This window comes from Flavobacterium circumlabens, assembly GCF_004345565.1.
Lineage (GTDB): Bacteria > Bacteroidota > Bacteroidia > Flavobacteriales > Flavobacteriaceae > Flavobacterium > Flavobacterium circumlabens.
In genome coordinates this window covers 187,774-203,463 of record NZ_SLWA01000001.1, presented here as the reverse complement: position 1 = coordinate 203,463, position 15,690 = coordinate 187,774, and the positions used below count along the sequence as shown (strand labels likewise).

At 37.5% G+C, this 15,690-nt stretch carries 10 protein-coding genes; all 10 read left to right on the top strand.

The annotated features are described in order from the left end of the window. Positions 1-10 precede the first annotated feature (10 nt). The 10 genes from EV142_RS00900 (at position 11) to EV142_RS00855 (ending at position 15,658) form a co-directional block, all read left to right on the top strand. Complete coding sequence (locus EV142_RS00900) at positions 11-2,275, top strand: glycoside hydrolase family 3 N-terminal domain-containing protein (RefSeq protein WP_132031818.1); 2,265 nt, start codon at positions 11-13, stop codon at positions 2,273-2,275. Positions 2,276-2,378: 103 nt separating this feature from the next. Beyond that, complete coding sequence (locus EV142_RS00895) at positions 2,379-4,121, top strand: cellulase family glycosylhydrolase (RefSeq protein WP_132031816.1); 1,743 nt, start codon at positions 2,379-2,381, stop codon at positions 4,119-4,121. A gap of 208 nt (positions 4,122-4,329) precedes the next feature. Further along, complete coding sequence (locus EV142_RS00890; RefSeq protein ID WP_132031814.1) at positions 4,330-7,323, top strand: SusC/RagA family TonB-linked outer membrane protein; 2,994 nt, start codon at positions 4,330-4,332, stop codon at positions 7,321-7,323. A 29-nt stretch (positions 7,324-7,352) separates the two neighbouring features. Continuing rightward, entirely contained in the window at positions 7,353-8,804 is a 1,452-nt protein-coding gene (locus EV142_RS00885) for a RagB/SusD family nutrient uptake outer membrane protein (RefSeq protein WP_132031812.1), read from the top strand. Between the two features lie 187 nt (positions 8,805-8,991). Then, positions 8,992-9,831, top strand: a complete 840-nt coding sequence (locus EV142_RS00880; protein ID WP_132031810.1) for an endonuclease/exonuclease/phosphatase family protein — start codon at positions 8,992-8,994, stop codon at positions 9,829-9,831. A gap of 1 nt (position 9,832) precedes the next feature. Continuing rightward, on the top strand, positions 9,833-11,257 hold the full coding sequence (locus tag EV142_RS00875) for a glycoside hydrolase family 30 protein (protein ID WP_132031808.1): 1,425 nt from the start codon (positions 9,833-9,835) through the stop codon (positions 11,255-11,257). Between the two features lie 14 nt (positions 11,258-11,271). Then, on the top strand, positions 11,272-13,497 hold the full coding sequence (bglX, locus tag EV142_RS00870) for a beta-glucosidase BglX (protein ID WP_132031806.1): 2,226 nt from the start codon (positions 11,272-11,274) through the stop codon (positions 13,495-13,497). A gap of 379 nt (positions 13,498-13,876) precedes the next feature. Beyond that, a complete protein-coding gene (locus EV142_RS00865) occupies positions 13,877-14,722 on the top strand; it encodes an RteC domain-containing protein (protein ID WP_132031804.1) in 846 nt (281 codons plus the stop codon). Between the two features lie 248 nt (positions 14,723-14,970). Then, positions 14,971-15,324, top strand: a complete 354-nt coding sequence (locus EV142_RS00860) for a helix-turn-helix domain-containing protein (protein WP_132031802.1) — start codon at positions 14,971-14,973, stop codon at positions 15,322-15,324. Positions 15,325-15,349: 25 nt separating this feature from the next. Next, positions 15,350-15,658 carry a helix-turn-helix domain-containing protein gene (locus EV142_RS00855; RefSeq protein WP_132031800.1) on the top strand — a complete coding sequence of 103 codons (309 nt, stop codon included), beginning with the start codon at positions 15,350-15,352 and terminating at the stop codon, positions 15,656-15,658. Positions 15,659-15,690: the final 32 nt, after the last annotated feature.

Sequence of the window (15,690 nt, the reverse complement as noted above, 5' to 3'; positions counted from 1 at the left end):
AAAAGATAAAATGAAAAATACAAAGTTTCTAGTGATTGCCTTCCTGTTTTGCGGAGCAACATGGAGCCAGGAAGTCAAAAAGACAAGATCAGAAATAGACGCTAAAGTTTCTGAGTTATTATCTAAAATGACACTTGAAGAAAAAGTGGGGCAAATGACGCAGATTACGGTGACTATTTTTGAAGATCCTAAAAAACCGGGCTATTTTGATGCCGCTAAATTAAAGCAGGGAATTCAGGACTATCATATAGGTTCTATTTTAAATGTACCCAATCCGGGAGCGCCAACTTTACAAAGATGGCAGGAAACAATGACGGCTATTACCAATGAAGCGAATAAATCAAGACTTAAAATTCCGATTTTGTACGGTATTGATGCGATACACGGCGCAAGTTATACGGCTGGAGCGACATTATTTCCGCAACAAATTGGTTTAGCAGCAACTTTTAATACAGCGTTAGTGAAACGCGGTGCCGAAATTTCGGCTTACGAAACCAGAGCCTCCTCCATTCCATGGGTTTTTTCTCCGGATTTAGATTTTCCAAGAAACCCGGCCTGGTCCAGAATGTGGGAATCATTTGGTGAAGACGCCTATTTGTCTTCCAGAATGGCTGTTGCATTAGTAGATGGTTTTGAGGGAGGTAACGTAGGTTCAAAATATAGTGTGGCTTCCTGTATGAAACACTACATCGGTTACGGAAGCACAACCACCGGAAAAGACAGAACGCCAAGTATTATCCCGGAACGCACTTTAAGACAATATGATTTGACCATTTATCAGGCTGCCATAAAAGCAGGTGCTAAAAGTGTAATGGTAAGTTCAGGTGAAATTAACGGAACTCCGGTACACGCAAGTAAACATTTAATTACAGATATTCTTAAAAACGAATTAGGTTTTGAAGGAGTTGTGGTAACAGACTGGAAAGACATTATTTATCTGAACACCAGACATAAAGTTGCCGAAACCAAAAGAGATGCCGTTCGTATCGCGGTTATGGACGGAATCGATATGAGTATGGTACCGGAAGAATTTACTTTTTATACAGATCTGGTAGATTTAGTTAAAAAAGGAGAAGTTCCAATGTCCCGTATTGATGATGCCGTAACCAGAATTCTGAGAATGAAATTCGAACTGAATTTATTTCAGAATACGGTAGCAAATTTAAAAGACTATCCAAAGTTTGGTTCTGCCGAACATATTCAGGAAGCCTATAAAACAGCTGCCGAATCGATTACTTTATTAAAAAATAAGGATGCCGTTTTACCTTTAAACAAAAGCGAAAAAATCCTTGTAACAGGAGCAACTGCCAACAGTATGAAAAACCTCAACGGAGGTTGGTCTTACACCTGGCAAGGTGAAAATGCAGACACCTATGCGGCTGAAAAATTAACGATTTTAGAAGCTTTCCAGACAAAACTGGGCAAAGAAAATGTATTGTATACCCCCGGAGCCGATATTGAAAAAGAGGATGATGCCGAAATTCAAAAAGCCGTAGAACTTGCCAAAAGTGCTTCGAAAATTGTGCTTTGCCTTGGAGAAAAAAATTATACTGAAACTCCCGGGGATATCAGCAATATTTTTATGAGTAAATCCCAGGTAAAATTAGCACTGGCCTTAGCCAAAGTAAACAAGCCGATTATTTTAGTTTTGAATGAAGGAAGACCAAGACTGATTAGTGATTTCGAAGATAAAATGAGTGCTGTAGTACAATGTTATTTGCCCGGTAATGAAGGTGCAAGAGCAATAGTTGATATTTTATACGGAGACGTAAATCCAAGCGGAAAATTGCCTTACAATTACCCAAGATATCCAAATTCATTAGAAAAATACAACAGAAAATACACAGAAAGTTTAGCTGACGAAGAGCAGAATAATGATGCGAAATACGAAAAAAGCTATTCCCCGCAATTTGAATTTGGAAGCGGATTATCGTATACGACTTTCAATTATTCCAATTTAAAAATCGACAAAACCGAAATTAACAATACAGATCAAATAAATATTACGGTTGATGTCACAAACGCAGGGAAAAGAGCCGGTAAAGAAGCTGTTTTATTGTATCTGTCGGATAATTTCGCTTCCATAACACCGGAAGTGAAGGCATTAAAAAGATTTGATAAAATCAGTTTAGAGCCAAACGAAACCAAAACAGTGAAGTTTACCTTAAATCAAAAAGACCTGCAATTTGTGAATGAAGATCTAAAGTGGATTTCGGAAAAAGGCACTTTTACCGTTCAGATAGACAACCTTAAAAAGGATTTTTTGCTGAAATAAAAAAGATTAAAATAGCGTAAAATACATAAAACATCTTTCTGAAAGGAAAGATGTTTTTATACGAAAATCAAAAAAACAAAGGCGTTATCATAAGGAAGCAATAATGAAAAAAACAATTCTAATAGTACAACTCTTATGCTCAATTGCGACTTTCGGGCAGGGTTTTTTGCATAGGGAAGGACAGAAAATTGTAGACGGAACCGGAAAGAATATAATTCTAAGAGGTTTAGGTACAGGAGGCTGGATGGTACAGGAAGGATATATGCTGCAAACGCAGCCCTTTGCCAGTCCTCAATATGTGATTAAGCAAAAAATTCAGGACGTCATTGGAGAGCAGGGCACAAAAGAATTTTATGCAGCCTACAAAGCAAACGGAATCACCAAAAGAGATGTCGATTCGCTGGCGGCCTGGGGATTCAATTCGATTCGTCTGCCCATGCACTACAACCTCTACACACCTGCCATTGAAGCAGAAAAAAATGATGAAATAACTTGGATCGAAGAAGGTTTTACAATGACCGATAATTTGCTGAAATGGTGTGCAGAGAACAAAATGTACCTTATTTTAGATTTACATGCAGCTCCGGGCGGACAGGGAAATGACGCTGCCATTTCAGATTTTGATACTACAAAACCATCTCTTTGGGAAAGTGAAGCCAATCAGAAAAAGATGATTGCCCTTTGGAAAAAACTGGCTTCCCGTTACAGGGATAATCCGTGGATTGGCGCTTATGATATTATTAATGAACCCAACTGGAATTTTACCGGAACGAATAAAAATGGCTGTGATGAAAATTCAAACGGACACTTAAGAGATTTAATGGTAGCCGTTACAAAAGCAATTCGGGAAGTCGATACCAATCACTTGATTTTTATTGAAGGAAACTGCTGGGGTAATAATTACAACGGAATTTTTCCTTTATGGGATGAAAACATGGCACTGAGTTTTCATAAATACTGGAATTACAACACCACCGCATCGATTCAGAAAATGCTGGATTACCGAACACAATATAACGTTCCGATCTGGCTTGGAGAAAGCGGGGAAAATTCGAATGTGTGGTTTAAAGACGCTCTTTCCCTGGTCGAAAGCAATAATATCGGCTGGGCGTTCTGGCCCATGAAAAAGATCGAAAATATTGCAGGAGTAACTTCGGTTACCAAAATTCCGGAGTACGATGTTTTATTGAAATACTGGAAAGACGGCGTAGAAAAACCATCCGTAGATTTTGCTAAAAAGACGCTAATGAAAATAGCAGACAATTACAAAATGGAAAACGTGACCGTTAAACCCGATGTAATCGATGCCATGTTCAGACAGGTACAGACGAAGGATACAAAACCGTATAAGAAAAATGCAGTTCCCGGAAGAATTGCGGCAACACACTACGATTTAGGAACTAATGAATATGCTTATTCAGATAAAGATTTCGTGAATTACAGAGTGGAAACAGGAAAATTTGACGAATGGAATAAAGGAAATTCGATGCGAAATGACGGAGTTGATATTTTACCCTGTAAAGACATGGATTCCAACGGCTATCAGGTATCCTTTATTGAAGATGGAGAATGGCTGCAATACACGGTTGAAGTTGCCAGACAAAACAGATACAATATAGCAATTCGCTATTCAGGGGACAAGGCAGAAGGAAAACTTCATTTAGAAATAGAAAACGGAAAGAAAACCAATATCATTTCACTTCCGTCAACCGGAGGAAATGACAATTGGAAAACCCTTATTTTGCCCGGAGTAGAATTGAGTGCAGGAACACAAAAAGTTAAGGTAGTATTTGATAAAGGCGGCTTTAATTTGAATTATCTGGAGTTTTCTAAGAATAAAATATAATTTCAGAAAAGAAACTGTAATCATGTCGCAAAGAATTTTTTTTAGTTAAGATGTTGTTTTGTAATTGTTTGTGAAGTAATAAAAATTGTATTTGTGGTATTTAACATTGCGTTTTATTTTATTTGTAAGATTTTATCTTTAATTATAACTTGTAAATTAGTAATATTGTAGTATTATTACATTAAATTATTAATTTAAATCTTAAAAGATGAAATTCACAAAATCACTTATTTTTTCCATTACGTCCTTGTTGTTTTCGCTTATTGCGATGGCTCAGGATGTTACCGTGAGTGGTAGGATAAAGGACGAAAGAGGAATGCCTGTTTCAAATGCTATTGTTTCATTAAAAGGGACAACCAGATCGACAATATCAGATATGGATGGAAATTTTCAATTAAAAACACCATCAAACGGGGTTATAATTGTGAGTTATGTTGGATATGTTACGGTTAATGAAATGGTAAATGACCGGATAAAAATAGATTTTCAATTAGAACCTGAATTACAATCACTAAAAGAAGTGGTCATAAATGTAGGTTACGGTTCTCAAAAGAAAAGCAAACTTACCACCGCCGTTTCTACCGTAAGGGCAGATGCCTTTGCAGACAGACCCATATATTCTGTGGCGCAGGCCTTGCAGGGAAATGCAGCAGGAATTACAGTAACTCAGCCTTCCGGTAAACCCGGATCAGGTTTAGATGTCAGGATTAGAGGTTTGAATTCGATTAATTCAGGAAATAACCCCCTGTATGTTATTGACGGAATACAAACGACCAATATTGAAGGTATAAACACAGATGATATCGTAGATATGCAAATACTTAAAGACGCTTCCGCAACCGCCATTTATGGTGTCAATGGAGCATCAGGAGTAATAATTATTACCACAAAAAGAGGAAAAGCAAACAAAAATATATTTGAGTTTAACTCCTTTGTTGGTATTTCTAACGTCGTAAAAAATATTGACGTATTAAATTTAGGACAATACAAAACAATGTTATCAGAAATCAATCCTTCCTATCTTTCCAATGCAAATAATCCCCGTTATGAAGGGATCAATACCAATTGGGCAGATCAGGTGTTGGATACCGGAGTAGATCAGAATTATAATTTTTCGTATGCTGGAGGAACAGATAATCTGAGAATATACGGAGCTTTGGGGTACCAGAATACAAATGGAGTCATCAGTCCATCGGAATACAAAAGACTTTCAGGAAAATTAAATGTAGACGCTAATCTTACCGGATGGCTGAAACTTAACGCCAGTCTTAATGTGATCAATTCCGATTTAAGTAATATTGGCGATAATAATAGTGTAGGTCAGGGTGGGGCTGTAATGAGTCTGTTTGTAACTCCGGCTTTTATGCCGACTTATGGTTCTGAGTTAAAAGTAAGGGATAAAGATGCTTCAGGGAATTATACTGATGGTTACAAAGAGGGGCAATTTGCTAAAAATCCCTATCAATCCGCGTGGGAAAATCCGGTTTCGTTATTGGCGAGACAAAATATTTCGAATGTAAACAGAGTTTTAAGCAATCTCGGATTCGAAGCGACCCTTTTAAAAGATCTGGTTTGGAAAACCAATTTATCAACCGACATAAAAATACAGGAAGATAAATATTTTGTAGATGCCTATCGCTCTTCAGCCGGTCGTGTAAACGATAACGATAGTACGGTAGATAAAGGATATGGAAATGTAACCAATAGCCAAAATGTAAATATCAATTTTGAAAATACGCTGGGATATAAAATTTCAAAAGATAAAAACGATTTAAACTTACTTTTTGGAAATTCTGTGCAAAAAAATAAAGAAGACTGGGCCAGAATTTCAGGAAGAGGATTTGATACTGCTGTACGAAGTTTCGAAACTAACGAAGCAAAAATAATAACCGAAAACCAGGTCAGAGAAAAAGAAATAACAAACGCATCTTTTTTCGGACGTGCGATTTACACCTTTGATAATAAATATATTCTATCCGGAGTTTTTAGGGCTAGTGGTGTTTCGCAATTGAGTAAAGATAACAAATGGGGCTATTTTCCCGGTGTTTCTGCAGCGTGGATTATCTCTAACGAAAATTTCCTAAAAGAAAATAAGGTTGTAAATCAATTAAAAATCCGTGGAGGTTGGGGACAGACCGGTAATGTATCCGGAATTCCGGCCTACTCATCATATGATTTAAATTATACAGACCCTATTAACGGAGGCACTTCATTAGATCAGATTGGAAACAGCGATTTAAGATGGGAAACCAATACCGACATTAATATTGGACTCGATTTAGCCATTTTAAATAACAGAATCAAATTTACGACCGACGTTTACAAAAAGAATACTAAAAATTTACTTCAGGTAATTTATTTTCCGGGATTCAGTCAGCCGTACTTTTATAATGTAGGAGAAATCGAAAATAAAGGGGTAGAATTCTCTATCGATACACAAAATTTTAAAGGAGATTTTAAATGGAATACCAATTTTAATATTTCTTTTAATACCAATGTAATAAACAAATTAGGACTTCAGAAAACACTTGATTTACAGACGCTGACTTCGGTCGGAGAAAAAGTAGTCCGCCTGGAAGAAGGAAGGTCGCTGGGAACTTTTTACGGTTACAAAGTAGATAAAGTAGATGCGGCAACAGGGGCATTATTGTACAAAGATACTAACGGAGATGGCCAGGTAACCCCTGACGACAGAACGGAAATAGGCAATGCAATGCCAGATTATGTTTTCGGATTGACTAACAGCTTTTCTTATAAAGGAGCGTATTTAGATGTACTGGTTACAGGTTCACAGGGTAACGACGTTTACAACGCATCCCGAATGGACTTAACCCTGATGAGTGATTTTAAAAACCAATCTACAGAAGTATTAAACAGATGGACGACTCCGGGACAAGTGACCAATACGCCCAGAGCAAATGATCCTAATGCATTGCATGTTTCCGACAGATTTGTAGAAGACGGTTCTTATGTGCGTATAAAAGCCGTGACAATAGGATATAAATTCACAAAACAAATTTTAGGACTTAATAGTCTTAGTATATATACAACGGCACAAAACCTGTACACTTTTACAAAATACAAGGGTTTTGATCCGGAAGTAGGTGCCTTTAATGATAATAAAGGAGTTACTCCCGGTATCGATTTAGGAACATACCCTCAGGTAAAAACCTTTGTTTTTGGTATAAAAGCAAGCTTCTAGCCGATTGTTAATTATAAAAAGAAATTAAGATGAAAAATACAATAAAAAATATAATTCTTATCATTAGTGCTTTCACAGTGCTAAGTTTAAGTTCATGCTCTGATTATTTAAATACAGAGCCTACTACAGAAACAACGGTTGAAAGTACAGGAAAAGTAATTGCAACCGCAGCGGAGGCAGAAAGCAGAATGACCTCTGTTTATGCAAGTTTTGGAGGAGAGTACTGGCAGCTGGATTATTTTTTCAACGGAGATGCCCAAACCGATAATGCATACGCAGGATCGGATAATACGCAAAATTTTCAGCAGGACGAATATCGTATTTTATCAACAAATACAAATGTCAGCAGAGATTGGGGATATATTTATGATAATATCAATAAGTGTAATTTTATTTTGAATTATATCGATGAGCCAAAAGATTTACCGGCAGCCAGAAAGGAAGAAATGATAGGAGAAGCATCTTTGGTAAGAGCTTTAAATTTATTTCATGCGGTTCAGTTATGGGGAGATGTGCCTATTGCGACAAAAGCAGTTGTAAATGTAAATCAGGATAATTTTGAGGAGGTCTATCCGCAATTATATCCTACACGCAAGCCCAAACAAGAAGTGTATGCAGCCATTATTGCAGATTGCGAAACAGCCATACAAAAAGCGCCTGCGTCAACGAATAAATTCAGAGCAAATAAAGGTGCTGCAAATGCGCTTTTAGCAAAAGTTTACGCGACTAAAGACAATCCCGACTGGGCAAAAGTAAAACAATATAGCGATGCTGTAATCACAGGAGCTTATACGCTTTTGCCGAATTACGAAAATCTTTTTGATACGGCACACGAAGGAAATTCAGAATCTATCTGGGAAGCGAATGGAGAAGGTTGGGGATCTCCAGTTGGAGCATGGGGAACCTCCATGTTTTATGGAACAGACTGGAAGAAATTCATGACACCGTCGAATGATTTAATCCAGACCTTTACAAATGAAGGAGATGTCGTTAGAAAAAAATCATCTGTAATCGTAAAAGAGGTAAGCTGGACCGATAACTACTGGACATCTGCAGGCTATCCGTTTGCCTACAAAATGCGAATTACAGACGGCAAACAAAATTTTTACATTCTAAGATTAGCGGATATTATTCTCTTAAAAGCTGAAGCATTGGCACAAACCGGAGATAATGCAGGAGCAATGACATTAGTCAATCAGGTAAGAGCAAGAGTTGGTTTACCAAAAGTTAGTGCCGCCAGTCAGGGAGATGCATTAGATTTAATTCTTAAAGAAAGAAAAATGGAACTTGCTTTCGAAGGACATCGCTGGTTTGATTTAAAAAGAACGGCTAAGGCAATTGAGATTCTTTCGAAACAAAAAGACGACAAAGGGGCTATTTTACCATACGCGGGAAACCTGAATCAGGACAGATTGCTGTGGCCAATTCCACAAACTAAAAAAGATGCAAATCCTAATTTAATCCAGAATCCGGGTTATTAAGAGGAATAAAAAACAGCCTGCCATCATTTTAGAGGGTAAGCTGTTTTAAGGTTTCAAAAATAGAATAAAAGGTATTAGAAAATATTTAATTGAAGGGTAAGAAGATATAATTAACATAAATTTCAAACATTGTTTTTTTATTAAGGCCAATGAAATGGTAGCTTTACAGGACTAAAATTTTTTTAAAATGAAAAAGAGAAACATTGTTATTATAGTGCTGGTATTGCTTTTGGTAAGTAATTCATTTTATGGTCAGAACTTAAAAATTATGACCTATAATATCCGTTTGGATGTAGCTTCAGACGGAGAAAATGCATGGTCCAACCGAAAAGATTTTTTTACGTCTCAAATACAATTTTACAGTCCCGATATTTTTGGAGTACAGGAAGCACTGCCCAATCAGGTGGCTGACATCGCTACGGCTTTACCGGAGTATAACAAATTTGGTATTGGAAGAGAAAGTGAAGGAAAAGGTGAAGCTTGTACCATTTATTATAAAAAAAACCGCTTTCAGTTACAGGAATCTAATACATTCTGGTTGTCAGAAACACCAACTGTAGTATCAAAAGGCTGGGATGCAGCTTGTAACAGGGTTTGTACGTACGGTCTTTTTAAAGATATAAAAAGCAAAAAGATATTTTGGGTTTTTAATGTACACCTCGATCATATGGGGAATGAAGCAAGAGTGAAGGGTGTGCAGCTAATTCTGTCTAAAATAAAAGAAATTAATTTAAAAAAATATCCCGTTTTTTTAATGGGAGATTTTAATTCGGAACCTGATACACCGCAGATTGTAGAAATAAAAAAAGCAATGGATGACACCAGGGCTGTCTCAAAAGAAAAGCCGTTCGGACCTTCAGGAACGTTCAATGGATTCCAATACGAGAAACCGGTAACATTATTAATAGATTACATTTTTGTTTCTAAAAATAGCGGACTTAAAATTCAAAAACACGCAGTTTTAAGTGATTCTAAAGATTTAAAATATCCGTCGGATCATTTACCTGTGTTAATAGAAATAGATTAAAATGAAAAACATCAACAAAAAACTACAGATTTTACTTTTGCTGCTGTTTATTGCAGTTCAGGTAAAATGTGGAATTTCAAAACAATCAGTGGCCAGTTCCGGTAAAGCGGAAGCGTGGATTACAACTACAGATGAATCCTCTAAACTGCAAAAGCAAAATGATTTGGTTTTTAATACCGAAATCAATTCAAACCAAACGATCGAAGTCAATCCGGCTCAAAAATTTCAGACCATTGAAGGTTTTGGGTTTTCACTGACGGGAGGAAGTGCGCAGGCTATTTTAAAACTGGATAAAGCCAAAAAAGAAGCCCTGCTTCAGGAATTATTTTCCAACAAAAAAGACGCTATCGGATTGAGTTATCTGCGCATTAGTATTGGAGCTTCTGATTTGAATGAAAGAGTTTTTTCGTATGATGACAGGCCGGAAGGCCAAACCGATTTAAAACTGGAACACTTTAATCTTGGCCCGGATCTACAAGATGTGGTGCCGCTTTTGAAAGAAATTTTAGCCATAAATCCAAAGATAAAAATTATGGGTTCTCCGTGGTCTCCACCCGTCTGGATGAAAGACAACGGAAGCTCAAAAGGAGGAAGTTTACAGCCACAATATTATCAGGCTTATGTGGAATATTTTCTAAAATACATTCAGGCAATGAAATCGCACGGCATTGTGATTGATGCCATAACACCTCAAAACGAACCATTGCATCCCGGGAATAATCCAAGTATGTATATGACGGCTTTGCAGCAGGCAGAATTTATTAAATCGAATTTAGGTCCCACTTTTGCGAAAGCAAAAATCAAAACCAAAATCGTAGTTTACGATCACAATTGCAACAAACCGGAATATCCTTTGGCGATATTAAATGATCCAAAAGCACTGCCTTTTGTTGCCGGTTCCGCATTCCATTTATACGAAGGCGATATCAGTGCGCTTTCAAAAGTTCATGATGCTTTTCCCGACAAAGACGTATATTTTACAGAACAATACACCGGATCCGGAAGTAGTTTCGAATCGGATTTGAAGTGGAGCGTAAAAAATGTAGTAATCGGTTCTATGCGTAACTGGAGCGTCAATGCACTTTCCTGGGGACTGGCAAATGACGAATATTACAAACCCTTTACACCAGGTGGCTGTTCTACTTGTAAAGGCGCTTTAATGATCGATCAAAACCAAAACATAAAAAGGGAAGTCGGCTATTATATTATTGCCCATGCATCCAAATTTGTTCCGGAAGGATCGGTTAGAATTGGAAGTAATAATAGGGGTAATCTATACAATGTCGCTTTCAAAACGCCATACGGACAAATAGTTCTGGTAGTAGAAAATGATGGAACGGCAGCAGAAACATTTAATATCAAATATAACCAAAAACAAATTTCCACTACTTTAAACGCTGGTGCAGTCGCCACTTACGTTTGGTAACTAAAATTAAATTCATGAAAAAAAATGCCACATTCCTCTTGCTGATGGTTTCGCTCTTTGCGACAGCCCAACAAGAAACAATAGACCAGAAAGTAAATGGCCTGTTGAAAAAAATGACCATTGAAGAAAAAATTGGCCAGCTTAATCAGTATACAGGAGATAACTCTGCAACGGGGCCAATTACCATCAATCCCAATAAGCAAGCCGAGATAAAAGCAGGTTTGGTTGGTTCGATGTTAAATATCATCGGAACAAAATACACACGACAATATCAGGAACTGGCGATGCAGTCGCGTCTTAAAATTCCATTGTTATTTGGTCAGGATGTTATTCATGGATACAAAACCACTTTTCCAATTCCGTTGGCCGAAGCGGCAAGCTGGGATTTAGGGGCAATAGAGCTGGCTGCCAGAGTTGCAGCTACAGAAGCTGCAGCAAGTGGAATTCACTGGACCTTTGCACCAATGGTAGACATCGGGCGTGATCCGCGTTGGGGAAGAGTTATGGAAGGAGCAGGGGAAGATACTTATTTAGGTTCTAAAATTGCTTACGCGAGAGTAAAAGGTTTTCAGGGAAATAAATTGGGAGATTTAAATTCGGTTATGGCTTGTGTAAAACACTTTGCAGCGTATGGCGCCGCTACTGGCGGAAGGGATTACAACTCTGTTGACATGAGTGAAAGAATGTTGTTCGAGACGTATTTGCCTCCTTTCAAAGCTGCTTTAGACGCAGGAGCGGCAACATTTATGAATTCATTTAATGATGTAAACGGAATTCCGGCTACAGGAAATGCTCATTTGCAACGTGATATCTTAAAAGGAAAATGGAACTTTCAGGGGTTTGTAGTCTCAGATTGGGGATCTATCGGAGAAATGGTGGCGCACGGTTATTCGAAAGACCTGAAAGCCGCAGCTCTATCTGCAATTACAGCAGGAAGTGATATGGATATGGAAAGTAATGCATACCGTTACAATTTAGCTGAACTGGTAAAAGAAGGAAAAGTTTCTGTTGATCTGATTGATGATGCGGTAAAACGTATTTTGCGTAAAAAATTCGAATTGGGATTATTTGAAGATCCATACCGATATTCAGATGAAAAAAGAGCTGAGAAAGCGCTGAATAATCCCGAAAACAGAAAAGCAGCCAGAGAAGTAGCAGAAAAAAGTATTGTTTTGTTAAAGAATGATAATGAAACATTACCACTGTCTAAAAACCTTAAAACAATTGCTTTCATTGGCCCAATGGTCAAGGAATACAAAGCCAATATGGGTTTTTGGTCCGTTGAATTACCGGATGTAGATTACGAAAAATGGGTAGTTTCCCAATGGGATGGTTTGCAGAATAAAGTAGGTAAAAATACAAAATTGCTTTACGCCAAAGGCTGTGAGGTTGATGGGGACAATAAAGAGGGTTTTGCAGAAGCAGTTGCAACCGCAAAGCAGGCGGATGTAGTTATCCTGAGTATTGGTGAAAGACGTGATATGAGCGGCGAAGCCAAAAGCCGAAGTGATCTGCACTTGCCGGGTGTTCAGGAAGATTTGGTAAAAGCAATTCAGGCAACAGGAAAACCGGTTATCGTTTTGGTAAATGCAGGAAGACCGCTTATTTTTAACTGGACAGCAGACAATGTTCCGGCAATTGTATACACTTGGTGGCTGGGAACAGAAGCAGGGAATGCTATTGCCGATGTTTTATTTGGGGATTACAATCCTTCCGGAAAGTTGCCAATGACTTTTCCAAGAGAAGTAGGGCAAATCCCAATTTATTACAATCACTTCAGCACCGGCAGACCACCTGCGGATGAAAATTCAAAAGGTTATGTTTCTTCTTATATTGATTTGAAAAATTCGCCTAAATTTCCTTTTGGATATGGATTGAGTTATACTAAATTCAACTATACTGATTTGAAATTATCTTCCACTAAAATAAAAAGTAATGAAACAATCAAAGTTTCTTTTCAATTGTCAAATGTTGGAAAAGTGGCAGGTGAAGAAGTGGTTCAATTGTATTTAAAAGATAAATTCGGGTCTGTAGTGCGACCAGTTTTAGAACTGCGAGATTTTCAAAAAGTAAAATTAAATGCGGGAGAATCAAAAACAATCGAATTTACAATCGACAAAGAGAAACTTTCTTTTTACAACGACAAATTAGAATGGATTGCGGAACCGGGAGATTTTGAAGTCATGATTGGATCTTCATCAGCAGATATTAAACTTAAATCGGATTTTGAATTAAATTAAAATCATAAATTAAAAAAAGCGGAGTAGTAAATACTCCGCTTTTTTTATTTAAAAAAGATTAGTAAAGCCCAAAGTAGCTTATAAAGAGTAGCTTACAAAGATGTAAAACTATGTCGGTAACGATTTGGTAATGGTGCTTACTGCACTTGCTTTCATCTGATTACCTTGTAAATCATTAATGCAAATGTAATAAATAAAGGGCAAAATACTGATGTATTTTGCCCTTTTCGTCTTTACCTTTCAACGTAAATATCAATAAAAATCTCCCCACTGTGGTGAACCTGTGGGATTGGTTTCGATATTTTTTCCAAATTTTGGCATACCAAAACAGTAGATGATGCTCTGAAAATATAGTGAGAACTTCTAAAAGATTTATGCTATGGAAATCGTATTGAGCAAAATACTAGCGCAAATTCAGCATCGGGAAGACAAACTCTCTTCCCAAATGATGCCAACGGCGGAAGAGGCTTACCAAATGACCCTATTCCTTAGAGAAATGCTGTGTACTGTAAAATCGGAAGTTTTAAAAACAGGTTTTAAAGATGAACAGCAGGAGATTGAATTTTTCAGGAATATTAAACCGCAAATTTTAGGGAAGCTCATTTATTATAATAAAGTATTCCGCATCGAAACTACTTGCCCTGTGAGCACAGGCAAAATACATCAAAACTTTTACGAAAACCTGTTAAAAAATCTAAAATCGGAATATAAGGAAAGTATTTGCAATGAGGATTTTTACAGGTACTACCGTGCAGGAAGGACAGATCGTGACCAGATTTATTTCAGGCTCGGACAAATCAATTACCACGATGGATTAAAGAGTGGCGTATTTGAAATTGACCTTAGTTTTTCAACCTATTATGATAACAAGATCGCCTATATTATAGCGAACGAATTACTCTATACTTATATGCTCACCAAAATCAACCCAGAAGAAAACCCAGATACAATTTTGCAAAATGTAGATGCAAACAAAGACATTTCGTGGACCAATTCTCAAAATGCACTTATCGAACTGATCTACGCCCTTTATGCTTCAAATTCTATTGCCTACGGGAAAATAGGTATCCGAAAATTGGCTTTGATATTTCAGGTGTTATTTCGAACACCGTTAAATGATATACATCACTCTTTCCACCGGATGAAAACAAGGGCAGGTTCGCGAACGGCCTTTTTAGACCAGCTCAAAATATCCCTCGAAGAATATATGGATAAAGACATTTAGCAGTTTTTACAACAATCTAAAAGCAGTACCCAAAACGTACTGCTTTTTCTTTGCCCATATATGCCAATTGGCAAATACTCTCAAAACTCCATTACAAAACAAGTTAAATACTCCAAAAACCTTATTAAACAAGGGTTTCCTCGAATCGCAAAAATCTTCAAAAAACCGCCAAACCAATTGGCAAGGATTGGCAGACAAACTCTGCCACCCTTGCCAACTTTGCATAGTGAACTTTGAAAAGCTATGCAATGAAAATAATAACGATTGAAGAAGAAGCGTGGCAACGGCTAAACAGCCGTATCAATGACATTGCCGAATATCTTAAAAAACAGGAAGATAGAAGCTACGATGACCTGTGGATTAATAACCACGAGGTCTGTCAATACCTGCACATCAGCGAGAAAACGCTGTGGCGTATGCGTACCAAAGGTGAGATAGCCTATTCAAAAATCTACGGTCAGTATTTCTATACCATTAGATCAATAAAGGATATGCTTAATGCCAATGCAGTACAGAGCAGTGATGAGTTTGTACAGGAGCTTATGGCAAAAGGCAAAAACTACATCGAAAAAGGCAGAAAGCTGAATTCGAACAAAAAATAATAAGAACCCTTAAAAGCATATTCCTATGAATATTGATAGAATGGAATTTTTGGCGTGGATGGAACGCCTGATGGGTCGCCTCGATATGCTGGGCGATAATATAAACGACCTGCACAAGAAACGCAGCAGTATAGACGGCGAAGAATTGCTGGATAACCAGGATTTGCTCCAAATGCTAAAAATCAGCAACCGTTCCCTGCAACGGTATCGCTCAATCGGTAAACTGCCCTATTACACCATAAGTGGAAAACTGTATTACAAGTTATCCGATGTTCATCAATTTATACGTGAAAGTTTCAACCCGCCAACAACTAAACTGAACGCCAATAAGTGACAAATACTTCCTTTGAATGCCACTTAATGTGA